Annotated in this window: 22 protein-coding genes; 7 read left to right on the top strand and 15 right to left on the bottom strand. The window is 45.8% G+C overall.

What is annotated here, in order from left to right:
- Nucleotides 1-5: 5 nt before the first annotated feature.
- From NYE25_RS23620 to NYE25_RS23605, 4 genes are all read right to left on the bottom strand, one after another.
- A complete protein-coding gene (locus NYE25_RS23620) occupies nucleotides 6-632 on the bottom strand; it encodes a cytochrome (ubi)quinol oxidase subunit III (RefSeq protein WP_076300135.1) in 627 nt (208 codons plus the stop codon).
- Nucleotides 629-2,476 (bottom strand): cytochrome c oxidase subunit I, encoded by a 1,848-nt coding sequence (gene ctaD / locus NYE25_RS23615; protein WP_076285960.1) that lies wholly within the window; start codon nucleotides 2,474-2,476, stop codon nucleotides 629-631. Before ctaD ends, NYE25_RS23620 begins: the two co-directional genes overlap by 4 nt.
- Before the next feature lie 127 nt (nucleotides 2,477-2,603).
- Nucleotides 2,604-3,650 (bottom strand): cytochrome c oxidase subunit II, encoded by a 1,047-nt coding sequence (gene coxB / locus NYE25_RS23610; protein ID WP_341146962.1) that lies wholly within the window; start codon nucleotides 3,648-3,650, stop codon nucleotides 2,604-2,606.
- 398 nt (nucleotides 3,651-4,048) lie between these two features.
- On the bottom strand, nucleotides 4,049-4,237 hold the full coding sequence (locus NYE25_RS23605) for a hypothetical protein (protein ID WP_339268495.1): 189 nt from the start codon (nucleotides 4,235-4,237) through the stop codon (nucleotides 4,049-4,051).
- 470 nt (nucleotides 4,238-4,707) lie between these two features.
- Between NYE25_RS23605 and NYE25_RS23600 the strand changes: the two genes are divergently transcribed.
- The 3 genes from NYE25_RS23600 to NYE25_RS23590 all read left to right on the top strand — a co-directional run bounded on the left by NYE25_RS23600 (nucleotide 4,708) and on the right by NYE25_RS23590 (nucleotide 7,223).
- A complete protein-coding gene (locus NYE25_RS23600; RefSeq protein ID WP_339268493.1) occupies nucleotides 4,708-5,724 on the top strand; it encodes a serine hydrolase domain-containing protein in 1,017 nt (338 codons plus the stop codon).
- A gap of 92 nt (nucleotides 5,725-5,816) precedes the next feature.
- Nucleotides 5,817-6,155, top strand: a complete 339-nt coding sequence (locus NYE25_RS23595) for a DUF4870 domain-containing protein (protein WP_060626766.1) — start codon at nucleotides 5,817-5,819, stop codon at nucleotides 6,153-6,155.
- 111 nt (nucleotides 6,156-6,266) lie between these two features.
- Nucleotides 6,267-7,223 (top strand): diacylglycerol/lipid kinase family protein, encoded by a 957-nt coding sequence (locus NYE25_RS23590; protein WP_341146961.1) that lies wholly within the window; start codon nucleotides 6,267-6,269, stop codon nucleotides 7,221-7,223.
- Between the two features lie 101 nt (nucleotides 7,224-7,324).
- Here the strand turns inward: NYE25_RS23590 and NYE25_RS23585 are convergent, their stop codons facing one another.
- The 4 genes from NYE25_RS23585 to NYE25_RS23570 are packed head-to-tail and all read right to left on the bottom strand — an operon-like array spanning nucleotide 7,325 to nucleotide 9,920.
- The gene (locus NYE25_RS23585) at nucleotides 7,325-7,918 is read right to left on the bottom strand and encodes a xanthine phosphoribosyltransferase (protein WP_341146960.1); all 594 of its coding nucleotides are present in this window, start codon (nucleotides 7,916-7,918) and stop codon (nucleotides 7,325-7,327) included.
- A 42-nt stretch (nucleotides 7,919-7,960) separates the two neighbouring features.
- Entirely contained in the window at nucleotides 7,961-8,263 is a 303-nt protein-coding gene (locus NYE25_RS23580; RefSeq protein WP_076285933.1) for a hypothetical protein, read from the bottom strand.
- A 22-nt stretch (nucleotides 8,264-8,285) separates the two neighbouring features.
- On the bottom strand, nucleotides 8,286-9,104 hold the full coding sequence (locus NYE25_RS23575) for a TrmB family transcriptional regulator (RefSeq protein WP_042184525.1): 819 nt from the start codon (nucleotides 9,102-9,104) through the stop codon (nucleotides 8,286-8,288).
- 33 nt (nucleotides 9,105-9,137) lie between these two features.
- Nucleotides 9,138-9,920, bottom strand: coding sequence for a zinc ribbon domain-containing protein (locus tag NYE25_RS23570; RefSeq protein WP_076285934.1), 783 nt, complete (start codon nucleotides 9,918-9,920; stop codon nucleotides 9,138-9,140).
- A 305-nt stretch (nucleotides 9,921-10,225) separates the two neighbouring features.
- Here NYE25_RS23570 and NYE25_RS23565 point away from each other — a divergent pair, with 305 nt between their 5' ends.
- Entirely contained in the window at nucleotides 10,226-10,900 is a 675-nt protein-coding gene (locus tag NYE25_RS23565; RefSeq protein WP_042193221.1) for a GTP pyrophosphokinase, read from the top strand.
- Nucleotides 10,901-11,000: 100 nt separating this feature from the next.
- On the opposite strand, the gene NYE25_RS23560 is transcribed toward NYE25_RS23565, so the two are convergent.
- Both NYE25_RS23560 and NYE25_RS23555 read right to left on the bottom strand, forming a co-directional pair.
- Complete coding sequence (locus NYE25_RS23560) at nucleotides 11,001-11,804, bottom strand: hypothetical protein (protein WP_341050513.1); 804 nt, start codon at nucleotides 11,802-11,804, stop codon at nucleotides 11,001-11,003.
- Between the two features lie 32 nt (nucleotides 11,805-11,836).
- Nucleotides 11,837-14,923 (bottom strand): DEAD/DEAH box helicase, encoded by a 3,087-nt coding sequence (locus NYE25_RS23555; RefSeq protein ID WP_341146959.1) that lies wholly within the window; start codon nucleotides 14,921-14,923, stop codon nucleotides 11,837-11,839.
- A 498-nt stretch (nucleotides 14,924-15,421) separates the two neighbouring features.
- On the opposite strand from NYE25_RS23555, the gene NYE25_RS23550 reads away from it, so the two are divergent.
- Nucleotides 15,422-16,198, top strand: coding sequence for a TspO/MBR family protein (locus NYE25_RS23550; protein ID WP_341146958.1), 777 nt, complete (start codon nucleotides 15,422-15,424; stop codon nucleotides 16,196-16,198).
- 83 nt (nucleotides 16,199-16,281) lie between these two features.
- Here NYE25_RS23550 and NYE25_RS23545 read toward each other — a convergent pair whose 3' ends face one another.
- The 5 genes from NYE25_RS23545 to NYE25_RS23525 form a co-directional block, all read right to left on the bottom strand.
- The gene (locus tag NYE25_RS23545; protein WP_341146957.1) at nucleotides 16,282-16,662 is read right to left on the bottom strand and encodes a RidA family protein; all 381 of its coding nucleotides are present in this window, start codon (nucleotides 16,660-16,662) and stop codon (nucleotides 16,282-16,284) included.
- A 93-nt stretch (nucleotides 16,663-16,755) separates the two neighbouring features.
- The gene (locus NYE25_RS23540; RefSeq protein WP_341146956.1) at nucleotides 16,756-17,421 is read right to left on the bottom strand and encodes an oxidoreductase; all 666 of its coding nucleotides are present in this window, start codon (nucleotides 17,419-17,421) and stop codon (nucleotides 16,756-16,758) included.
- 20 nt (nucleotides 17,422-17,441) lie between these two features.
- On the bottom strand, nucleotides 17,442-18,716 hold the full coding sequence (locus tag NYE25_RS23535; protein WP_081382976.1) for an MFS transporter: 1,275 nt from the start codon (nucleotides 18,714-18,716) through the stop codon (nucleotides 17,442-17,444).
- A 95-nt stretch (nucleotides 18,717-18,811) separates the two neighbouring features.
- A complete protein-coding gene (locus NYE25_RS23530; RefSeq protein WP_341146955.1) occupies nucleotides 18,812-20,224 on the bottom strand; it encodes an ATP-binding protein in 1,413 nt (470 codons plus the stop codon).
- A gap of 169 nt (nucleotides 20,225-20,393) precedes the next feature.
- Nucleotides 20,394-20,597 carry a CsbD family protein gene (locus tag NYE25_RS23525; protein WP_042184513.1) on the bottom strand — a complete coding sequence of 68 codons (204 nt, stop codon included), beginning with the start codon at nucleotides 20,595-20,597 and terminating at the stop codon, nucleotides 20,394-20,396.
- A gap of 447 nt (nucleotides 20,598-21,044) precedes the next feature.
- On the opposite strand from NYE25_RS23525, the gene NYE25_RS23520 reads away from it, so the two are divergent.
- Nucleotides 21,045-21,935 (top strand): FMN-binding protein, encoded by an 891-nt coding sequence (locus NYE25_RS23520; RefSeq protein WP_076285940.1) that lies wholly within the window; start codon nucleotides 21,045-21,047, stop codon nucleotides 21,933-21,935.
- Nucleotides 21,936-21,983: 48 nt separating this feature from the next.
- Nucleotides 21,984-23,864: an FAD-dependent oxidoreductase gene (locus NYE25_RS23515; protein ID WP_042184509.1), complete on the top strand. Its 1,881-nt coding sequence runs from the start codon at nucleotides 21,984-21,986 to the stop codon at nucleotides 23,862-23,864.
- Nucleotides 23,865-24,048: the final 184 nt, after the last annotated feature.

The raw sequence follows: 24,048 nt of genomic DNA, 5'->3' as shown, positions 1-24,048 counted from the left end.
AGTGTCTAGCCCACCTTTCCAAGTAGGTATACAACCGTAAAGATGAAGACCCATACCACATCAATAAAATGCCAGTACATGGCTGACACATACACTTTTGGTGCAGTAACTACGGTTAATCCTTTACGCATGAGTTGCCCAATCAGGATGGCGATCCATGCAATCCCGAAAGCTACGTGCGCACCGTGGAATCCTACTAATGTATAGAATGCCGAACTAAATGCACTTGTAGTCATTCCGAAGTCTTCGTGTCTCACATATTGAGTAAACTCATAGATCTCCAGAATCAGGAAGCCAAGCCCTAAGACTACAGTTACCAAAAGCCAGTTACGAAGCACTGCCGGACGGTTTCTATGCATCGCTTGGATAGCAAACACACTCGTCAAACTGCTTACCAAAAGAATGAATGTCGCAGCAGCTACAAGCGGTAAGTGAAACAATTCATTCGCCGATGGCCCCTCATTCGTCTGATTCCGCAATGCGAGGAACGTAGCGAACAACGTACCGAACAATACCGCTTCCCCACCTAGAAACAACCAAAAGGCAAGAACCTTGTTTCGTCCTTCGAGCGTAGCTTTTTCCGGCTCGTGAGGAAATTCTTCCTTAGAAGCTTCTGCATGTGCCGTTGTCATGTCCGCTCACTTCCTTCCAGCTCTTCAGGTTCAATATGCCATCCATGATCATCATACAGCGAACGCAACAGCATAGATCCAAACGTGATGATAAGACCGATAGCTGTAACGATATAATTATTAAACATAAAGCTCATAAAGGCGTTGCCGAAGTCATCCCGACTGAACATGAAGCCAAGTCCAGCGATGAAAATCCCAACAGACATAGTAAACGGCAATATAGTTGCAGACGGCATATGGATCGAGCCGACCGGTTCCGCCGGAGTCATGCCTTTATTTCCTGCCATCTTTTCTTTCCAGAATGCATCAATACCACGGATAAGCGGGGTTTGCTTGAAGTTATATTCTGGCGGTGGCGAAGAAATCGTCCATTCTAGTGTACGTCCATCCTCCCACGGATCATCAGCTGCATCCATTGGCTTTCTTGAAGTTAGGAAGACATTGACTAAGAAAATAATCGTACCGACAGCCATCAGCCCAGCACCAATTGTACTGACTAAATTCAGCAAATCGAATTGCTGATTCGGCAAATACGTGAATACCCGGCGTTGCATCCCCATGAGTCCAAGGAAATGCTGTACAAAGAATGTCAGATGGAACCCGATGATAAACGTCCAGAAGGTCCATTTGCCCAGCTTCTCACTTAGCATCCGACCAAACATCTTCGGCCACCAGTAATGCAGACCTGCAAACAGGCCAAGCACCAAGCCGCCCACAATAACGTAGTGAAAATGCGCTACAACAAAATACGTATCATGGAACTGAAAGTCAGCGGGCGCAGAAGCCAGCATGACGCCAGTGACGCCACCCATCGTAAAGGTAGGAATGAATCCTGCCGCGAACAGGTTTGGTGTCGTGAAACGTACTTGCCCGCCCCACATCGTGAACAACCAGTTAAAAATCTTGATTCCTGTCGGAACCGCAATCAACATCGTTGATACAGAGAACAATGCGTTAGCTACCGGCCCAAGTCCGGTAGTGAACATATGGTGAGCCCAAACCATGAAGCCCAAGAAGGCAATCAGGATGGTAGCGAACACCATTGAGCTATATCCGAACAATCGCTTCCGTGAAAAAGTCGGGATAACCTCCGATATAATTCCGAAGGCAGGCAGAATGAGGATATATACTTCTGGATGACCAAATATCCAGAAGATATGTTGCCAGAGCACCGGATTACCCCCAGCCCCAACCTCGAAGAAATTGGCTCCAAGTATCCGGTCGAATGTCAGCAGTACTAAACCTACTGTAACTGCTGGAAATGCAAACAAAATAATTGCGGAAGTAATAAATGTAGTCCAAGCAAACATCGGCATCCGCATGTAGGTCATTCCCGGCGCGCGCATCGTAATGATCGTGGCTAGAAAGTTAATCCCCCCGATGAGGGTACCTAATCCGGCAATTTGAAGACCAATCGTATAAAAGTCTACACCGTGTGTAGTGCTGTATGTACTCGTAGATAGTGGGGTGTAGGAGGTCCATCCGGCATCAGGAGCGCCACCCATTATCCAGCTGAGATTCAGTAGAATTCCGCCGAACAGGAAGGTCCAGAAGCCAAGTGCATTTAGAAAAGGAAAGGCTACGTCACGTGCACCGATTTGTAGCGGTATGACGGCATTCATTAAGGCGAAGATGATTGGCATGACGCCGAGGAATATCATCGTCGTACCATGCATGGTAATAAGTTCATTAAACGTTTGGGCATCCAAAAAATTATTCATTGGCTTGATGAGTTGCCAGCGAATCAGAAGTGCTTCAATTCCGCCGATACCAAAAAATAATCCTCCGGCCCATAGGTACAAAATTGCGATTTTTTTATGATCGACGGTTGTTAGCCAATCCATAAGTCCTGTATGGCGCTTCACACTGTGGCCATGCCCCAGAGGCTTGGATGAATTCAAGGTATGCGCTGCTTGAGCCAAAGTTCGTACCCCCTTTTTCGAAAGTTCCGCCCGCCTTTAGGCTAAGGCATTAGTCCAGCTTATAGTTGGCCAGATACTCAGCAATGCCATCAATCTCCGCATCACTTAGGCCTAGATCTTTGGGGTTAGGCATCAGATTGCCCGGTTTTACGGATTGTGGATCATGCAGCCATGTTTTGAGATTCTCCTCAATTGGTGCACCATCCTCCCTCGTGTCGTCGTTGAGCAGGATCCCTGCAATCGACTCCCGAGAACCAATTCCGGTCAAGTTCGGCGCATTATTAATCCCTTGATCACCTACAGCGTGGCAAGTCAGACACGCCGCTTTGAACTTCTCAGCTAAAGCAGGATCCTCTGGCAGCACAGCTATGGGTGCTTTCATAGAATCTATCCACTTCTGAAAATCTTGTTCACTAACCGATTTCACCTTAAATTCCATGAATCCATGAGACGGCCCGCATAGTTCCGCACATTTCCCACGGTAAACGCCTTCATTAGGTGCACTGAAGCTGAAGCGGTTAATCGTCCCGGCTGGGTTGGTGTCGATTTTACCGGAAAGGGAAGGGACCCAGAAGGAGTGCAGCACGTCTTTAGTCTCCAGTTCAAAAGCAATATCTTTGCCCACTGGAATAATCAGATCCTGCGCTGTAGTCACCTTGTAATCGGTATACTCAAACTCCCACCAATATTGGTGGCCGGTTACTTTAACCTTAATCGCATCCTTGTCATTGGCATGATCATCTCCTGCGGCGAACACTGCTTTCACCGTTGGAACTGCCAGTACCACTACGAGGATAAGCGGAATGACCGTCCAGAGAATCTCAAGCTTGATGCTACCCTCAACCTGCTCAGGGATTTCATTCTGACCCGGCTTTCGACGGAAACGGATCAGTACATAAGCTGCAATCGTAAAGACAATCAGCAACACGACGATCATAATACTGATCGACAGCTCCATTAATCCATAAGACATTTCCGCCTGAGGTCCCTGTGGTCTGAGCACTGACAAGTCCTCACGACCGCACCCGGCAAGAAAGAGACCAAACATAGCGGTCATGGGAAGGAGTCGCTTTACAGCCTGCCACGTTTTCATCATTGATCTACCCCGCTTTTCCCGATTTCGTAGGTTCCTGTTTTTTTCTGTCAATTATAACAATCACTATTAATATAAGTTTAAGGGAAAGTTTTGTCAATCGTTCACAACTAGTTCACATTGTAATTTTCGACATAATAATTCCTTGTCCCACCTGCATTTATGCGCATTTTTTGAAAACGCAATCAAATAAAAAATGATCGGTAAAGCGCATTCATTGTGAAATGTGTCTATTAATTCATTTGACTATTTTATGAGAGACAATATTTCTTATTCATAAATGTACATACAAAAAAAACCGATTCCTGCAACAAACGTTGCTCGGGCACGGTTTATAAGAATCCTCGTGGATGTTATTACTCAAAATGATGTCAAAAGTAAGTGACACTCGTATCTGTTAGCTAGGAGACGGATGAATTAATCTTTACCAGCTCATGCTCCACGACCATGGTCAGTTCTTCTTCATAGCCTCCGGTAATCCGATATTTTCGGACGTACTCCTTTACGAATTTCTTGGGATCTTTGGGCCGGAAAATACGTGTCATTTCCCGTAAACTTTCCTTGACTTCGTTATGACCTTTACTTGCCATGATCAGTTCCCTCCCAAAACATTGAAAATGAATGCTCCGTTGTAGAGAATGCATGATGAAAAGTACGCCGTAACCTCGAATGCAAGTGAAGTAACCATTACACATACGTGGCTTGCATTATCCGCCAAAACGTAAAATTCAAAGCTTCAAAGCCTTGAGATACTGGTTCGCCGGTGAAGCAGGTTCGTCGTGATTTGGGCTGAGAGTAAGGACGCCTGTTGAACGAAAGCTCCTTGACACTTTTATTACCCGAAGAGCCACTTACTGAATCACCCCTTTCGGGCCTTATCGTTATATTGTATCATATTCCGGTCCAACTTCCACCTTTCCTTGTAAAATGTGCTAATTGGAAAATTTTTATTTTTTTACAATGTTCTTCGTAAGTCATATTGCTCGTGTCGGGTTAAAATACAATATGCTCTATAGCAGGCCTCACCTAGCACGTACCACAGCAAGAAAAGGAGATCATTATGGGCCAACCTACACCATTACTAACTTCATCTTATAACGTAGTTCCCGCGATGACTACCGCGCTACCCGAGGAAACTGCAACGCGCCGTGAGGGTCTTGAACAAGCTGATTATGCTATTCAGAAAGAATATCCAAAGATGCATAGTATGCTTATTGCTCGCCATGGCAAGCTCATCTTTGAACGTTATTACGGCAACCATCATGCCGGGGCATTAAATGATCTTCGATCTGCGACTAAAAGCTTTATCAGCGCAATTACCGGAATCGCTATCGATCGGGGAGATATCCCTGATATCGATGTCTCGGTTTCCAAGGTACTTCGTAAACATGTTCCATACCTGCACTCCCCTCATTTATCAAAAATCACTCTCCGTCATCTGCTTACCATGACTTCCGGATTTAGCTGGATCACGGGCAAGAAGCTGGGGGAGCCTTTCGTCCGGAATCTCCATCGTAGTCGCCGCTGGGGTTCCTTTGCTCTTAGTATGAACATAATTCCGGAACATATCGGTCAATTTCAATACCGTAGTATCGACACCCATCTGATTTCGATGATCCTTAGTGAATCTACAGGTCTCGATGCATTCACCTATGCTGCTGAGCATTTATTTAGCCCTCTCCGAATGACTCACACGGCTTGGTTACCGAGTCCCGAAGGACATAGTATGGGACATATTGGTCTGTACTTAAACTCAAGAGATATGGCTAAATTCGGTATGTGTCTGCTTAATAACGGCGTATTTGCGAAGCAGCAGATCATTCCGAAGCATTGGCTGCAAGAAGCACTAACTGCACAGACTACGGGATACCCGGCTTTTGGAGATTACGGATATCAGTTCTGGGTGGGTACGATGAGCGGCCAACCCTACAAGCTTGCCCACGGTCATGGCGGACAGCAAATCCTTATCCTACCCAATTTAGATGCGGTTGTGGTCTTTACAGCAGAGAGTAAGACAAACAATTGGAAGAGCCCCCGCAAGCTGTTGGAAAAGTATATTATACCCACAATGAGCTAAACATACTTTTTCCTGACAAGTCATAGGCTTTTAAGGAAGAAGGAGTAGCGAACTAACCCCCTTCTTCTCCAAGTAGAAGGAGAGTGAGCCCTTTGTCCCCTTTCAAATCATCCACCGGATTGCCCGATAATATTGCGGGCGCGCTGTGCTATTTTTTCCCTTTTATTGGCGGCGTTGTCTTTCTCGCTCTGGAGAAACGCAACCGCTTCGTGCTGTTCCACGCGTTGCAATCACTGCTTACGTTCGGCGTGCTGATGATTCTACATGTCTTAACCGGATTTATCCCTTTTCTCGGTTCCCTGTTGAGTGCAATCCTTTCTCTTTGCAGCTTTGCTATATGGCTGCTTATGATCTATCAAGCTTTAAGCAGCAGATGGTATAAGCTCCCTTGGGTTGGGGATATCGCAGAAAGTCAGATTCGGCATCTATAAACACCGCTGAACTTACACCTCTTATCGCTGAAAAGTATTCCCTTTTGCCCATCCACTCCTTACAATGGAAAGACGGGCATCAACGGAATTCTACAGGCTGGAGGAATTTAAATGTATCTATTCATCATAAACCCGCGTTCCGGCGGGGGCGCAGGCGGGCGGACCTGGCATACTGTAGAGGCGCTCATGAAAGAGCGGATGCTGCCATATATGACCTTGTTTACGCATAGCGCAGAGGGTGCAGAAGCCCTCGTTCTAAATACAATTAAGCACCGTGAGGACTGGAAAGCCACGATTGTAATCGGCGGCGATGGCACGCTGCACAGCATTTTGGGTGCCCTTCGAGGCAAAGATATTCCTATGGCAATCATCCCTGCCGGCTCCGGTAACGACTCCGCACGCAGCTTCGGCATTCCGCTTTCGACTGAAGCCGCGCTGGAAGCTGCACTTAGCGAACGGTATATCGAAGCCGATCTGATTTCAGGTGCAAACGGACTGACTTTAACAGCTGTTGCCAACGGCTTTGATGCTCAAGTGGCCGAGAATGTGAATGCCAGCCGTTACAAACGGCTGTGCAATGCCATTGGCGCAGGCCAACTGGCTTATATCATCGGCATATTGCATACGCTGATGACGTTTAAGCCATGTCGGGTGAGTGTTGCGTGCGACGGGACGGAGCACGTCTTTGAGAAGGCATGGCTGGTCTCGGTCTGCAACCTGCCCAGCTACGGCGGCGGGCTCTTGATCTGCCCGCAGGCGAAGGCCGATGACGGCCAGCTCGACGTCTGCGTCGTGCACGGGTGCAGCCGCGGGCAGCTGCTGCGGCTGTTCCCAACGGTACTGAAGGGCAAGCATGTAGCGTTGCCCTTCGTGTCGATGCTGCGTGGACGTAGCGTAGCCGTCAACTTCGCAGAGGCCCGGCCGGCGATCGGCGATGGCGAGAGCTTCGGCAAAGGGCCGCTTGCCGTGCGCTGCGAGCCTGGATCGCTGCGGGTGCTCTCGCCGCTGGCGGCGGTTAGCGTGCAGCGCCACGCCGATCCTGCAGCGGCATGCGGTAGCAACGGGTAATCCATACCAGTGCATCACAACAAAAAACAGCAAGAGACAGGCTTATAAACCTGTCTCTTGCTGTTTTTTGTTAACTTCATCCGAATCTACACCAAAGAGTCTTAGCTAAGTAGCCCTTCCTCTTCTTCCATGAAAGAGATTCTTCCGTCCTCCAGTGAAGCGATCCGTACGAGTGATTCTACCCGGTAACCAGCTTCCTGCAGTAACCGATTTCCTGGCTGGAACGCTTTTTCGATCACGATACCAATCCCAACCACACTTCCTCCTGCCTGCTCAACAATACGAGCAAGTCCGAAGGCGGCTTCGCCATTCGCCAAAAAATCATCGACAATCAGAACTCGCTCACCCGGAGCAATGAACTTCTTGGAAACGGTAATTTCATTCGTTTCTTTCTTCGTGAAGGAGTAAACCTTTTCTACATAAATATCCTCTGTCAGCGTCAACGATTTCTGCTTACGGGCAAAAATCAGCGGAACCTCCAGCTCTAATGCCGTCATAATCCCCGGAGCAATTCCCGAAGATTCAATCGTCAGTACCTTCGTAATCTCTTCGCCGGAAAAACGGCGGGTAAACTCACGGCCAACCTCACGCATTAGAAAGGGGTCCATCTGATGATTCAGAAAAGAATCTACCTTGAGCACGCCTTGCCCGAGTACAATACCTTCTTTTAACACCTTTTGTCTCAACAGCTCCATTGTGCTCCTCCTTCTCCCATCAATGAATCCTTTCTCCCCACCTTATAGACCTGTCGGTTTTTGTGGTAATAAATTTCCAACGATAGATTTTAAGTTATGATCATCTTTGCTCTTTTCTTGCCCATTATCATAACCCGTAATTCGGATCTCCAAGAAATCGCCCGGATTTACCGGCTTAAAGATCAATTTCTCGCGGTCTTCCAGTCTCACGTTAAATTTCATGTCCTTGAACATTTCAACTAGCTCTGCTTCTCCGGGACTTGCTCCTTTATCCAGAAACAGCAGTCCACGCAATTTTTTAGGACCATCCTCATGCACCACTTCAAAATGTACGATACATTCCATGCTTTTCACCTCCCTGTAATAGCTACTGCGCCTGTTCTTCCCCATCATCGCCTGGATCATGCATCACATATTTGCTGTGAATTTTGCTGTAACGCTCACCATAACGTTCTTCTAATTCTGCGCCCATATCCTGCTCCAGCTCGAACAGCACCATTTCCTGTGCAAAATGATTCAATAGCAGATCTACTAACACCGGGTGCTCGGTTACAACCGCTTGCGCCGATCCATCTTCATAGCGCATCCCGAGCATACACCAGCTCCGATCGATCACGAATGAGAACTTCCGTCCATCTGTTCGCTGAGAATCTCTTCCGAGAGGCGGCCATACCGGATAGGCGGCAGGAGCAGCATTGCCACCATCAAACGCCCACAAGAGTCTAACACCACGCAGCTCCGCCTGTTCAAGTTCACTCCGTAGAAGTGACGCTTCCTCACGCCACATATCCACTACGATCTCTTGCTCAGCCATATTAAGTTGGCGAATAAGAGCGCCCAATACATTGCGGTCACCTTCCACATTATAAAACGAAGGGCTAACAGGTCCACCGCGAGGCATCTCACTTTCCATATAAGCCAGTGAAGCTTGAACCCGTCCCGAGATCATGGTCGCAAGCTCCTCTGGATTGAGAACACTGTACCGCGCAGGTTCTCCTTCGCCACATCGTACATATCCCTGCTGCGTAAGGCGTTGTAACGCCGCATACACATTCGATCTTGAAACTCCGAGCTGTTTGGCAACCTCATAGCCAGAAGCCTGACCTTTTGTCGCAAGCTCTACCATAATTTTGGACTCCATCTCTGTGAAGCCCAGATTGCGCAGATGCAGCAGCAGCTGTTCCATCTTGTTGTCCCCCTAAGCTGACTGAAATCCGTTCTATATTTGCTCTGACCCACATCGCGGGCACCATAAGGAGCCCTTAGGTAATTCGTTCCGACAGATTTGGCACTGGATCATATCTCGTACACCATGGTCCTCAGTGACCGCAGATTCCTCCTGATGCTCATTCTTGTGCCATTCGCCGAAGCGACGGTCTAGTTCAAGTTGTCTTTTTCTTTCCCGTTCCAGCTGCTCGGCTTGTTTACGTTCCCGTTCAATCTCTTGCTCGCTCGCCTTATATTCTTCAAGTGGCAGCTCATCATCCGGATGCTGAACTTCAGCATATACGACACTCTGCGGGTGCAGCTTCATTGCAATTTCCTTCTCTTCATCCGTAAGCTCATCTGCACCATAATATTGATCTTCGTCATCTTCATTCACAGATTGAACAAATACCGGTGTAGAAGGCACCCTTCTCGAAGCGGACAATGGCTCCAGCTTACTTCCGCATTTCGGACAAAAGTTTGCATCAAGCGCCACAATATGACCACATGAACATAACCGCTCATTTTTCAGCTCAGCAATTCGTGTCCGCAGGACTTCGATTTTTTCCTGAAGTTTGGAACAGTTACGGGACAGCTCCACCATTTTACCTTCAGCTACCGACATATCCTTTGAACGATATCCTTCATAAAAAAGTCTGCCCATTTTCGTAAATTCAACTTCCATCTCTTGTTCAACATCGGAAATAAGTCCGTTCAGCTTGCCGATCTCTACTGAGTTTTGGGCTTTTTCGGTAACCCGGCTCGCGCTATCTTTAATTTTTTTGATAAAACTCATTACAGTTCCTCCCTCTCCAGCGATACGTGTTTCTATCATACCAAATGTATCGAGTAGATTCATTAATGTGCTTTAATACGCGATTTAGAGGAGAATGTTCCTATAAAATCCATACTAATTGATTTAAGCCACTTCCCCCTTACACTTATGGGTTATATTTCCTAATTTCGAATGTAATTTTGCGTCAGGGGATCTACTTCGGTTAATATAGAATTATCACAAATAACGAAATCGGGAGAGTTTCAGTGGAAGAACATGAGAGCACACAGCTTACGCTTAGTCAGCTACAGGTACACGTAAAGGATCTGCAACAGTGGCAAGGTAACAGCAACGAGGATTTCGCCAAACTGGTTAACGAATTCGAAGCCTTACCGGCACTCTATCGCCACGCGTTAAATGATCTTCAGAATAAAATTGATGTAATCAAGACGGAATGGCAATCCCGCGACGGCTTCAGTCCCATCGAACATGTCAAATGCCGGATCAAAGAACCAAAGAGCATTCTTCAAAAGATGGAGCGCAAAGGCTACGGTTTCAGCTTGGAAAATATGGAGCAATACATTCACGATATTGCAGGAATGCGGATTGTATGTGCCTTCGTTAAAGATATATACCGTTTAGTAGATCATCTTAGTACACGCGAAGACATCCGCGTGCTTGAGATTAAAGATTATATAGCTCATCCTAAACCAAACGGATATCAAAGCCTTCATCTTATAGTCGGTATCCCACTCGTCCTGCTGGAAGGAACACGCTGGGTCAAGGCTGAGATCCAGCTGCGCACCCTAGCTATGGACTTTTGGGCAAGCATGGAACATATTCTGTATTATAAATTCGATAAGCAGTTGCCTTCGCATGTCGCTGAGGAACTGAAAGAAGCCGCACGCGCCGCTGATGAACTAGATCAAAAAATGCTGCGTCTTCGCCGCGAAATTCTAGAGCTTTCAGAAGGAGAATTGCCTCCTGCTGGTCAGCATTAGAATAACTAACCAGATACTCTGTTAGATAATTAGGCAAAACAAGAGGCTGTTTCAAGAGTAGCATTCACTACTTTTGAGACAGCCTCTTTCGTATTTTCACTTACCGCTTAATCAGACCCTTATTCGCTCGACGTGCAGACGCTTCTGCAACCCGCTGCATAATCAAAGTTAATCCCTCAATGGCTTTCGGTGTCTGCGGTAGCAACGTTCCCCAGTCTTCTGTAACTTCAGCTACTACTACCGGCGAAGGAAACGGTCTAGCTGCAATCTCATGGAACTGTGGCCCAGGCTGATGTAGCGAACCTTCAGCAGCCGCTTCTGCCAGCCATTCGCCAGAGGAAATGGCCGGACCCTTGCGTTCAAGCCGAGCCAATTCTGTAGAAAGTTCACTAACCGAGGCCTCTTCTTCCTCTGTTTCAGCTTCTTCGCTAGAAATATCCCCTTCAGCCCAAAGGGCAAAAATTCCGTCCAAGAGCTCTCCTTTAGTAAATCCTCTCAGCGAAAGTGCCAGCAGTGGCTCTTCAGCAAGACGTTCTTTAATAAGCTTCAAAGTCTCCGCCTTATACTCCACACCTTCACCCTCAAAAAGGGCTTGCTCCAGCTCACTATCCGTAGGTAGAAGCTCAAGCTCTGCCAGCTCACCCGTCAAACGCCCTTGCAGCAGGGCAAATACTTCCCCGGGACTTAGTGCCAGACTTCGTAATATTTCTTTTCTTCGGGAAGCATGCCATACCGGAACCTTCAGAGAGAGAGGTCGATCCGCTTGTTGTTCCTGAGCAGGCGCGCTGGCGTTCAATTCACCCTTCGACCGAGACCCTCCCGTCACTTTCCCAGGTAGCACCGTCCATGCTGCTTTTACTAATCCAGGCACAACTTCCAGCCGCATCTCTAACCGTTCACTCATTGTTCGATCCCTCCGTAACACTCATATCTGTCTTACATCCAGTCCTGATCCTGCAGTTCAATAAGTTCCTTCAGCTCATGATTGGACATCTCAGTCAACCATGTTTCGCCAGAGCCAACAACCTGCTCGGAAAGATTTTTCTTACGCTCAATCAATTCATCAATACGTTCTTCCAACGTTCCTTGGCAAATCAACTTATGCACTTGAACATTTTTATCCTGACCAATTCGGAATGCCCGGTCTGTCGCCTGATTCTCAACTGCCGGATTCCACCAACGGTCGTAATGGATGACATGATTAGCTCTTGTAAGGTTCAACCCTACGCCACCCGCTTTTAAAGAAAGTACGAAGAAGGATGGGCCTTTTCCCTCTTGAAAATCATGAACCATCTCGTCGCGCTCTCGTTTTGGAATTCCGCCGTGCAAGAACAGCGGCGCTGTTCCATAACGCTTAGTCAGCTTGCTAACCAAGAGCTCACCCATCGCTACATATTGAGTAAAGATCAACACAGATTCTCCGACCTCCGCAATGCTATCCAGAATCTCGAACATGACTTCCATTTTACCGGAATGCTCACTTCGTGGACCCCTGCCTTCTTCTTTGCGGAATAGCTGAGGATGATTACAAATCTGCTTCAATTTCGTTAGAGAAGACAGCACGAGTCCTCTGCGAGCCATCCCGCTACTCTCTCCAATCACGCCAAGCATTTCATCCACGACACCCTGATATAGGACTGCCTGTGTTTCCGTCAGCGGACAATAAGACTTCAGCTCCAGCTTCTCCGGTAAATCTTTAGAGATATCCGGATCGCTTTTCAAGCGGCGCAACAAGAATGGAGATACCAAGCGATGCAATTCCCTTAGTCGCTCTCCACCCTCTCCAGATACATAACGCTGCCGGAAGGAATGGTAGGTCCCTAAATACCCCGGGTTTAAAAAGTGAAAAATAGACCATAACTCACCTAGTCTGTTCTCTACTGGCGTCCCCGTCATAGCTATGCGATGCGGCGCTGATAGCTTCATCACACTTTGCGCCTGTTTCGTCCGATGATTCTTAATATACTGAGCTTCATCCAGCACCACAGTGGACCACTGAACATTCGCTAAATCCTCGCTGTCACGACCTGCTAAATGATAGGTCGTCAATACAATATCATGACTGGCAGCCAGTTCTAAAAAGCTATCCCCCCGCACTCGGCGTCCACCATGATGAATGTGAACTTTAAGCGAAGGCGCAAAGCGCTGCAATTCCCGCTGCCAGTTCCCCAAAAGTGAGGTTGGGCATAGAATCAGTACAGGCTCCTGCTTCTCTTCAGGTGGAGCACTTAAAGCGCGGTCCAGCAGGCAGGTAATGACCTGCACCGTCTTACCGAGACCCATGTCATCGGCCAGACACACCCCAAATCCCAGACCACTGAGAACGGAGAGCCATTGATAGCCGCGCTCCTGATAAGGTCTCAGGGTACCGTGCAGACCTTCAGGTACGGCACGCACTGGAAGATTACGCAATATGTCGCCCCGCATCAGCGATGACAATAGTCCGGATGTTTCCATCCCCGTGACCGACATCCCTTTCCAGAGCCGCTCTTCACCATCCTCAGCCTCTAGACGCATCCAATCGGATGCGGTCATTTCCCCATTTTCATGGCGTTTCATATATCTAAGAACCTGGCGAATTTCTTTAGGATCTACCTCAATCCATTCTCCGCGGAAACGTACAAAGGGTACGCCTGCCTCCACTAGCGCGTTTAGTTCTTCTTCACTGATTGTACTCTCCCCAAGTGAGGCTTCAATGCGAAATGAAATCAGCTCTTCCATCCCAAGAGCCACTGGAGCAGGACTATCAATCCCACTCACTACCGGCTGCATTTTCATTTTCATGCCAATCCGGCGGCGTCCCTCACGGCTCCAGCGCGATGGCATCTGCACGGTTATTCCACGCTCACGCAGCTGCTGCACCGTCTCCTTCAAAAAGAAGTAAAGACGCTCTGGTTCCAAATCCGCTCCCGTAGGTGCAGGCATAGAAAGAGCGCGCTCTATGTCTGGAGAGATTCTTGCCGCTCGGCCCAGCGCTATAAGAAGCTGCTGCTGTATATTGCGATAGCGTTTCCCCCATAACGTAAACTCTCGTTCCTTACTGCTCCAAATCGATTTTGCCGGAATCCAGAATTCCCCTTCTTCCTTGTTCTCCGCCCAGAAGGTTAACCGCCAGATTTCATCATGATCTCCAGGTGGCTCAAGACGTAGCCCAAGACCCAGCTGTCCACTCCGCGCTTCTTCAGGTTCCGATTGCGGCACATCGCTACCAGCTGTCTCATTCACAGTAGCCAGAAGATCTGTCACCTCTGCTTGAGTTCCCTGCACGGGTATATCCCGGCTGCCTGTAAGAAGACTATTCCACCACAGCTCAGTTAAAGGGGAGTAACCCCGGCGATAATTGGCTTTGTAAGGGGTAAGTTCACTTTCAATACCCGCAATCACTTTCTTGATCTCTGCAGTCATTACCGCCTGCATAAAGGAGTAAAGCACATAGGCGCCAGCCTCTTCCCTCGAAGATAAATCCCCCGCTTCAGCAATATGCGTCCCTAAGGCCAATACCGGCATGGACGACGCCAGCTGCAGAAAGATCTCCTTATCCTCCTGCTTTCGAAAAGCTGGAGACCAGCAGACCGTTGCTGCCTGTTCGCCACCACGACGGCGTGAACCTACCGGACGTGGGGGCAAGGCTCCTGGCGTAACGCCGCCTGTACCCATCAATTCCAGCGCAAAGCGAGCTGCTGCCGCCCAATAGCGCAATTCGCCTCCAGGCTCTACTCCCTGATCTCGGCATAACGTCTCATCCCATGCCAGAAGCAGTTCAAATGCATCGCTAGGGACTAAGGCGAGCCCTTCGAATGTTCTTCCGGGCAATCCACGGCGTGCTGGCTTCCCCTCTACAGGAGGAGCCGGATATTTCACTTCTGCGAGCCGCAGAGCAGCACTCGCAAAAGGGCGAACTCCTCCCTGCAGCTCCAGCCGCTTCACCACTCGGGTCCAAGCGTCAACCTTCGGCTCCGAAGTTTCGCCAGAGAAGCAAAATAACACATCCCCCAACCATATTGCATAAAGATGCTTAGTCATCGGTGATCTCCTGTCTTTTAAGCAAGCAAAAAAAGAACCAGTCGCCACCATTAGGTGGTAACTGCAACCTTTTCCGCGAGAAATAAATTTTGAAGCTATACAAGTAGAAGTAGTTTCTCCATCCTTTTAGAGATGAGATACGCTCCTGTAAGAAATATAGGATAAAGAACTAGGATAAAACTAATCTGCTCTTGAATCTTCATCTCTTCATCTTATACGAAAAAGCGCTGATTTAAAAACGTTTCTGCATTTTTTCTGCAGATTTTTATGCAAATAAAGTTGAAGTACATAGAAACACCCATAAATTTGATTCATTTCAGCATATTTTCAATCAATGTTCTAGTCACTATCGTAAAATACCCTGCACCACTGCTATGCTATCCATGAATATTGTGACTCACAAGTCATTTATTTTCTCTTTATAGTCTTAATTGTGCTGAAAGCGGGTATATTTTAAGTAGGTATTACCCTATTAAAAAAAGCTAGGGAGTGAATTCTTTGAGACGTTATAATCCTTATAAATGGTGGAATCTTCTGTTCTTTCTAGGTGTGATCATTGTCAATGTACTCTCAGTGACCTTGCCATTAGGCGGAAACAGCACCGGTGAAATTTCCGACAAATATCATACCTACTTGACCCCTGCTGGTTACGCTTTCTCCATCTGGTCACTAATTTATCTACTCTTAGCCGGCTTCGTCATTTATCAATTCCGACCAAATACAAGCACTCGGGATTCTATACAAGCCATTGGTATATGGTTTGTTCTGAGCTGTATTTTTAATATGAGCTGGCTCTTCCTCTGGCAATATTTATACATTGAGCTCTCTCTGGTCGCTATGGTGCTCATGTTAATCACACTGATTGTCATTTATCGAAAAACACGCCTGATCGCAAATCCTACTTCAGGCGAGAATTGGCTGGTGAAGTTACCCTTCAGTATATACCTTGGCTGGATCTCTGTGGCCACTATCGTGAACGTCAGCGTTGTTCTGGAGAAGAATCATTGGGAAGGTTGGGGCCTTAGCGGTAGCACTTGGGCCGTTATCATGCTCTGCGTGGGGACTCTGCTTGCGGTTGTGGTCAGCTATCCTTACCGAGATAGCATCTATCCACTCGTATTCGTATGGGCTTTCATCGCGATTGCCTTGGAACAAAAAGAGGCCAGCAATGTCTATATCACTGGCCTGATTACAGCAGGGCTCCTGCTGCTTTACTGCATCTGGCTACTGCTTACACCGCGTCGTAATAGGTATAACAGATACAGAAGTTACTGATCCTAATATAACAATGGCAGGCTAAGGTTACCCACCTTAGCCTGCCATTGTTATAAATAATAAAAGTGCAAAAAGATAACGCCTTATTTCTTCCGAGCTACCGCTTCAATCTCAACAAGTCCGTCTTTAGGCAGACGCGCAACTTCAATGGCACTGCGGGCAGGATAAGGTTCTTTAAAGAAGGTGCTATACACCTCATTAACAGCCGTGAAATCATTCATATCCTTTAAGAAAACAGTTGTCTTTACTACATGGTCCAGCGTTGCACCAGCTTCTTCAAGAATGGCTTGTACATTACTAAGCGCTTGACGCGCTTGTTCTTGTACGCCCTCCGCCAAATTTCCCGTTTCCGGATTCAGACCAAGTTGTCCAGAAGTGTATACCCAGCTACCCGTGGTGATGGCCTGACTATAAGGACCAATTGCTCCGGGTGCTTTTGTTGTAGCTACTTGTTTTTTGCTCATTTTACTACCCCTTTCCATTATGCGCTGATCATTTATTGTTCATTGTAAGTCCTGTTCTCATCTTAATGCAAATTTATTAGAGCCCCTGAGAGCTTAGCGTTTCCCAATCACATGAATTACTTCATTCGTATAAATATGTAATCCATGGGTATCTGCAGACGCAATGTTCACCATAGCTCTTGCTACTGTAGTGCCAGGTATGGCACGATATTGAGCTGCTTTGCCCACCATTACGGGATCCAGCACTTTCATCAAACTGGCTCCGACTCTCTCCCCTAATCTGAATTCTTCACGTTGGCCTAGCAGCAAGGAGGGGCGAAATATATGCATACCTTGAAATCCAATAGCGGTTAAACCTTCTTCCGCTCTTCCCTTAGTCCGACTGTAGAAATTACGCGACTTCGCCTTTGCCCCTATTGAAGAGACGACCAAAAACTGTTTAACACCCTGTTCTTTCGCTATGGCTGCAGCATCAAGCGGATAGTGTAGATCGACTCGTTCAAACTTTTCTTGTGAACCCGCCTTTTTTATCGTAGTCCCTAAACAACAGAAGATGGAATGTACCCCTTCGAACGACTCCGTATAGTTTCTTAGGTTCTCCCAATCTACAACGATTTGTTTAAGCTTAGGATGCTCTATGGCTAACGGTGTCCGTACAAGCACCCTTACTTCTTCCCAGCTATCACGATTTAACAATTCCTCCGTAACCGCTTTGCCTACCAATCCGGTGGCCCCTAATACCATCGCTATTCTTAACAAGGAATAACCCCCTTTTACTTCTATTCGTCCTTTAGAATACGACGACCTAGCAGAAACGCAAGTGCAATCATCAGCGTGCCTACTACTAGCTGCATACCGTATACCTGAGTCCATTGCGGCCAGTGCGCAATTTTTTCATAGAGCTGACCGCCAATAAGCGGACCAAAAAAGGATGATAACCCGGTAAGCGCCGCATATGTGGCCATATACATCGGCCGTTCTTTTTTCGGCGTGTCTCCAATAATAAAGTTAAAGGCCAGCTGGTTGAAACCGCCTACACCAACACCAAAAACGATATGGGCCGCAAATAAGACCACCAGCATCGGCATCACAGACAAGAGTCCCCACATCAATGAGGACAACGCAATAATCGGCAAAGTAAAGAATAACAGTCGCTTATTGCTGTATTTCGCATTTAGATTGCCCCAAACGTAGAAGCTAGCCATCATAAACACGGTCTGGGACACATTAAGCAATGACAACGTTTCATAATTAATATGAAGTAACTGCAACATGACATAAGAGTATAGCGGAACCGTTAGGTTCTGCAACAACAGCCAAGCAGCCAGAAACAAGGTTGACTTCATAAATAATGTATCTTTAAGCGGTTTCTTAAACATGGGCAAAAATTTATGTTCTTCTGATTTCTCGAACGGTACATCCGGATAAAAAAAGAATACTACGACATTCGATATCGAGAAGATCCACACAACAATATATAGAATCAGAAAACCATGACCCCCGGGATAACGGTCCAGAATAATACCTCCGCCATACATAACCAAACTTCCAAGTGCATTCAGGACCGTGTTACGAATCCCAAAATAACGTCCACGTACCCGTGCGGGAACTAGATCACTAATCACAGAGCTCCACAGCACACCACCAGCAGTATTGGCAATAAAAGCAGTAGTATATAAAGCAATAAATGCGATGACCCAATATTCTTTAGGAAAAATAAACGGGATTAGTCCCGTAGAACCCCAAAGTATCCTATGCAGACCGATAAAAGTAACCATGGCCCATTTGCGACTTGGCAGCTTCTGAATCAGAAAAGCTACACCAATCTGTGCCACATTAACTAATGTAGTAAGCGCTAGCACAAATCCAATTTGACTAGAGGAAGCTCCTAAATATAGTAGGAACCCTGTTAGGAACTGCCCTTGCAGCAGTACCTGAAAAATAGTTGACGGCACACCTTCCAGCGTAGCTATACGCAAATTTCTGCGATGCACTGAAGGTTTACGAACACGTTTTGAAACCGTAACCTTATGCTTATTTTCCATGTTGTCCATAGAGGCGGTAACACTCCTTTGATGCGGCATTGGCTTCATTCTACTCCGCATCAATCTACTGTCAATACGCCAAATCACCAAATAATATTGGAGCTTTACTCACTATCCACTTCAAGGGGCAAATAAAGCGAAAATCGACTCCCCTTCTCTTCCTTACTCTCCATAGAAATGAACCCGCCGAGCAATCTGGCCAAGTCATTACTAATAGAAAGTCCTAGTCCTGTTCCACCATATTTCCGGCTAGTCGTTCTGTCTGCCTGTTGAAAGGCTTCAAAGATCATGGCATGCTTCTCCGGTGCGATTCCTATGCCACTATCCTCCACATCAAACACAAGCCAATGTTGCACGGCATCCCCTTCCCCGCCTTCCTGCTCGTGGATATGCAGCGATACGAAACCTGTCTTTGTAAATTTAAAAGCATTTGAGAGCAAATTACGCAAAATTTGCTGTACGCGATGTGGATCGGAATGAATCATTGGAGGGACATTCTCATCCATGGAGATATTAAAATCCAGTCCTTTTTGTTTGGCCGTCACAGCGAACTGCATTGCCAGCAAATCTGGGATCTCACTAACATTTAATTCTTCATTTATAATATCTAATCGACCTGCCTCCACCTTGGATAAATCCAGAATGTCGCTGATGATCATCAACAATTCATCACCCGAACGATGGATAATGGCTGCATACTCTCTTATTTCTGCTTCCGTAAGCAAATCATCATTTTCTTCAATTAATTGCGATAAATTAATGATGCTATTCAATGGAGTTCTAAGCTCATGTGACATATTGGCGAGAAATTCCGATTTGAATTGAGATGCCACCATTAACTGATTAGCACGCTCTTCAAGATCAAGCTTGTTCTTATGTAATTCTTCAGTCTGAGCAGACAACTGTTCGTTAGCATGCTGGATCTGCTCATTCCTTAGAAGACCGAGTTGAAAATCACGGATAATTAATGAGAACAAAATACTTAAAATTAGCCCCGCAGGGAACGTAATTGGCATGATCTCTCTTATGTACTCTTCCACAGGGATAACGCCTAAAGCCATAATGTTTATGGCATTCATAAGATTAACAATTAGAATAACGATCAGACCTTGATTCACAATACTGAGGGTTGAGCGTCTGACCCAGTAGCTAAGCGCCGCGCAAATAACTCCCAAAATAAAAAGATTTAGCATTCCTGCAACCGCTGCCTCTGTCACTCCAAAAGTTAACCTTGTAAGCCCCGTCCCTATACCGATCAATATAAGTGTGATGGGTCTAGGATACGCCAGCGTCGAGATGATTAGGGGTACAAACCGCAAATCAAAGATCACATGGTCGTCCAGATTATAACCAAAAAGAGTACTGATCCAACCAGCAAAGATCGCCAGGATCACCCAGCTCGCCTTCTTTATTCCTACACTTGCATTTGATATGGTATGTTTATAGATCAGATTAGCCAAATAGGCCACGGCAATAAGAATTGCGGTATTCCCGAAAAATATTTTAAGATACCCCATAGTTTTGCTCCTACCTGCACAAGATAAATTACAGATTTCATCTCACAATAATACCATAGCTTACCCTTCGCACACCTAATTGTTGCATAGGAAGAGCGCAAATCGTATACGATTTGCGCTCTTCCTATGCATTTTATATTTGGGTACTTAGCGTATAAGCTAATTTGAATTAATCGCGGTAGGAACGTCCCCAGCTTTGATACTCTTTTTCCGCGTCTTCTTTCGAATGGCCATAACGCTCTTGTAGTTTACCTACCAACTTATCCTTTTCACCATCAATCACATCAAGATCGTCATCTGTAAGCTTGCCCCATTGCTTTTTGGCCTCGCCTTTGAGCTGTTTCCATTTTCCTTTAAACACATTGTTGTCCATTATATGCTCATCTCCTTAGCTGAATTAAGTAGGGTAGAATACTATCCTGTGTTATCGTTATATTACCCTGTCCTATTCGCCATGAATCTTACCTTGTCTGTAGAAAGTCACAATTTGTCAAATAATAGTTTAAAAAAAGGTATTCAAATCCTTTAAAATTTGATACAATCAATGTATAAATTAAACATTTAATTTTTTAAGTGATTTTTTTCACATGAGTTATTTGCTCTATGTGCTAGAATGCCCTCGGAGATGAAACAACATCATTAAATTTTTTTCTATTGTATGCCGATATATGTCATGATACTGTTAGAGTTTGGCACTTCACCCTAAGATTAAAGTGACAAATATCATTTATAAAGTGATTTTTATCACTTCGCATTACTATTAAAATGTTTTACATTTTAATATATATATTTTAAACTATATTTTTGGAGGTCATAACAAATGAAAAAAACAACAGTAATCTTGTCGACTGCCCTTATCCTAGGTAGTTTGCTTGCAGGTTGTGGTAACAACACAGACAACACACCGGCGGCTACTAATGCTCCAACAGAAAACAGTACAGCAACTAATTCCACTAACACTGGAACTGAAGCGGCTAAGTACAAAGACGGAAATTACTACTCTGCTGCTGAAGTCGACGCTAAAACTGGCTGGCAGTATTATGCGCTTCTGACTGTAGAAGGCGGTAAGATTACTAAGGCTGACTGGGACGCTTTTAACGTAAATACTGCTGGTGACTCTAAGAAAAAACTTTCTGAAGATGGTAAATATGGCATGAAAGCTGGTGGTGCTTCTTCTGAATGGCACGAGCAAGCAGCAAAAGCTGAAGCTTTCCTGATTGAAAAACAAGATCCAGCAGCTATAACTTTAGACGCTGAGGGGAAAACTGATGCTATCTCCGGTGTATCTGTACACGTATCTGACTTTGTAAAAGCTGCTCAAGCTGCTCTGGCTGCTGGACCTGTTGAAGCTGGTCAATACAAAGACGGAGGTTACCATGCTGAAGGCGAAATGGATAAAGACTCCGGTTGGAAATCCACCGTTGACTTGACTGTTGCTAACGGTAATGTTGTTGCTGTTAAATTCAGTGGCGTAAATGCTGCTGGCGACGACAAGAAACAATTCTCCGTCGATGGTAAATACGGTATGAAAGCTGGCGGCGCTTCTGCTGAATGGCATGAAGAGATCGCAAAAGTTGAGCAATACTATCTTGAAAAAGGTACTGCTCCAGAACTTACAGCTGAAGGTAAAACTGATGCAATTTCCGGCGTGAGTATTCATGTTGGTGAATATTTTACACTTGCTGAAAAAGCACTCGAAGGCGCGAAATAATTTCGCATAACCTTTTGCAGTTAATCAGACGAATGAGGTGAATTTCTTTTGAAAAAAATAGTCATTTTGGGCGGCGGCTACGGCGGCGTACTCACGGCTAAGAAACTGGCAAAGAAATTTAAGAAAAACAAAGATGTTGAAATCACACTGATCGACCGGAATCCATATCACACTCTATTGACTGAGCTGCATGAGGTTGCCGCGAACCGTGCTCCAGAGGATTCAATCAAGATCGATCTAAAGAAAATCTTTGCTGGACTTAAAGTGAATGTTGTTCTTGACGAAATCAGCAATATTGATTTCAAGGGTAAGAAACTCAAATCCAATAAAACTACCTATGCGTACGATTACCTTGTAATCGGTACAGGTAGCAAACCAACCTTCTTCGGCATTCCAGGTGCAGAAGAGAATACCTTCTCCTTCTGGTCTTACGATGATGCGGTAGCATTGAAACGTCAAATCCGCGACATGTATACCAAAGCCGCTATGGAGAAAAATCCAACTGTACGCCGTGCAATGTTAACTTTCGTTATCATTGGTGCCGGCTTTACAGGTGTCGAGCTTGTTGGGGAAATGGCTGAGCAACGCGAGGAATTGTGCAAGGAGTTCTATATCGACCCATCCGAAGTAAGATTGATTGTGGCTGATATGGCTCCGAAGATTCTGCCTATCCTTCCAGATAAGCTGATTCAAAAAGCCGAAGCTCACCTTCGCAAGCTGAACGTGGAAATTGTTACAGGCGCCAAGATCACTGAAGTAGGCGAAGGTAGTGTTGCCCTTGGTGAGAAAAATGTTGTCGCTTCACAAACCATTGTTTGGACTGCAGGTGTTGAAGGTTCTGAAATCGTGGGTGGACTTGAAGTACAACAACAAGGACGCAAACGTATTGTTACGAATGAGAACCTTGAAAGTGTAGATCATAAGAACGTATATGTAGTAGGGGACAACATTTTCTTCATTCCTGAAGGTGAAACTCGTCCTGTACCACAAATGGTTGAGAATGCTGAACAAGCAGCTCCGATCGTTGCTGGTAACATTGCAGCTGACATTCAGAACACTGCTAAAAAAGCATACAAACCAGGTTTCCACGGTACCATGGTATCCATCGGTAGCCGCTACGGTGTAGCAAACGTTGGTTTGCCAGGCAAGTTCTTTATGCTTACTGGTTTTATGGCGATGTTATCCAAACACTTTATCAATATGTTCTACCTGTCTCAGGTTGTAGGCTTCAATAAGGTTTGGACTTACATGATGCATGAGTTCTTCCATGTTGAGAACCGTAAGAGCTTCTTGGGCGGACACTTCTCCAAGCGTTCACCTAACTTCTGGCTCGTTCCGCTTCGCATGCTGCTTGGTGGAATGTGGTTATATGAAGGTATAGATAAGCTACGGAAAATTTGGGTAGATCCTAACAAGATATTCCTAATTCCAGCCGCTCCTTTTGCAACGGATGCTTCATCAGCAGCCAGCGTAGCGGTGGATGCAGTTAAAACAACAGTAGATGCACAATCTGCAGCTTCAGCAGTATCCACTGCAAAAGAAGCGGTTGAAGCATTGCCAGTTCCTGGCTTCGTATATAATATTACAAACTGGTTCATGGATTTGATGTTCTACAACAACGACGGAAGTTATACTTTCCTCGCTAAATGGTTCCAAATCGGTATGGTATGTGCAGAAATCGTGTTCGGTATTATGCTCATCGTTGGTCTGTTCACAGCTATTGCTTCTATAGCGACAATAGCCATGTCCGTCATGATCTGGTCGACCAAAATGGCTTCTACAGAAATGTTATGGTATGTTGGTGCGGGTATCGCCTGCATCGGCGGATCGGGCAGCACATTTGGCCTAGATTACTATGTACTTCCTTGGCTTAAGAAACATTGGAAGAGAGTCCCGATCGTCAGACGATGGTATCTATACACCGACTGATTATAAAGCCCTGAATTCGTGTAATTTATTTTAAAGAAAATATGTAGATTGCATGTCAGTAAGCTAAATATGGATGTACTTCAGAGTAATGTGTCCCTAGGACACATTACTCTCCTTATTTACAAGAAGAAAATAATCTTCCTAATATCAGGAAATGGTCAATTTATTCTTTAATGAATGGTTT

The organism is Paenibacillus sp. FSL E2-8871 (assembly GCF_038000345.1).
Taxonomy (GTDB): Bacteria; Bacillota; Bacilli; order Paenibacillales; family Paenibacillaceae; genus Paenibacillus_AQ.
This window is presented reverse-complemented; position numbering and strand designations above follow the sequence as displayed.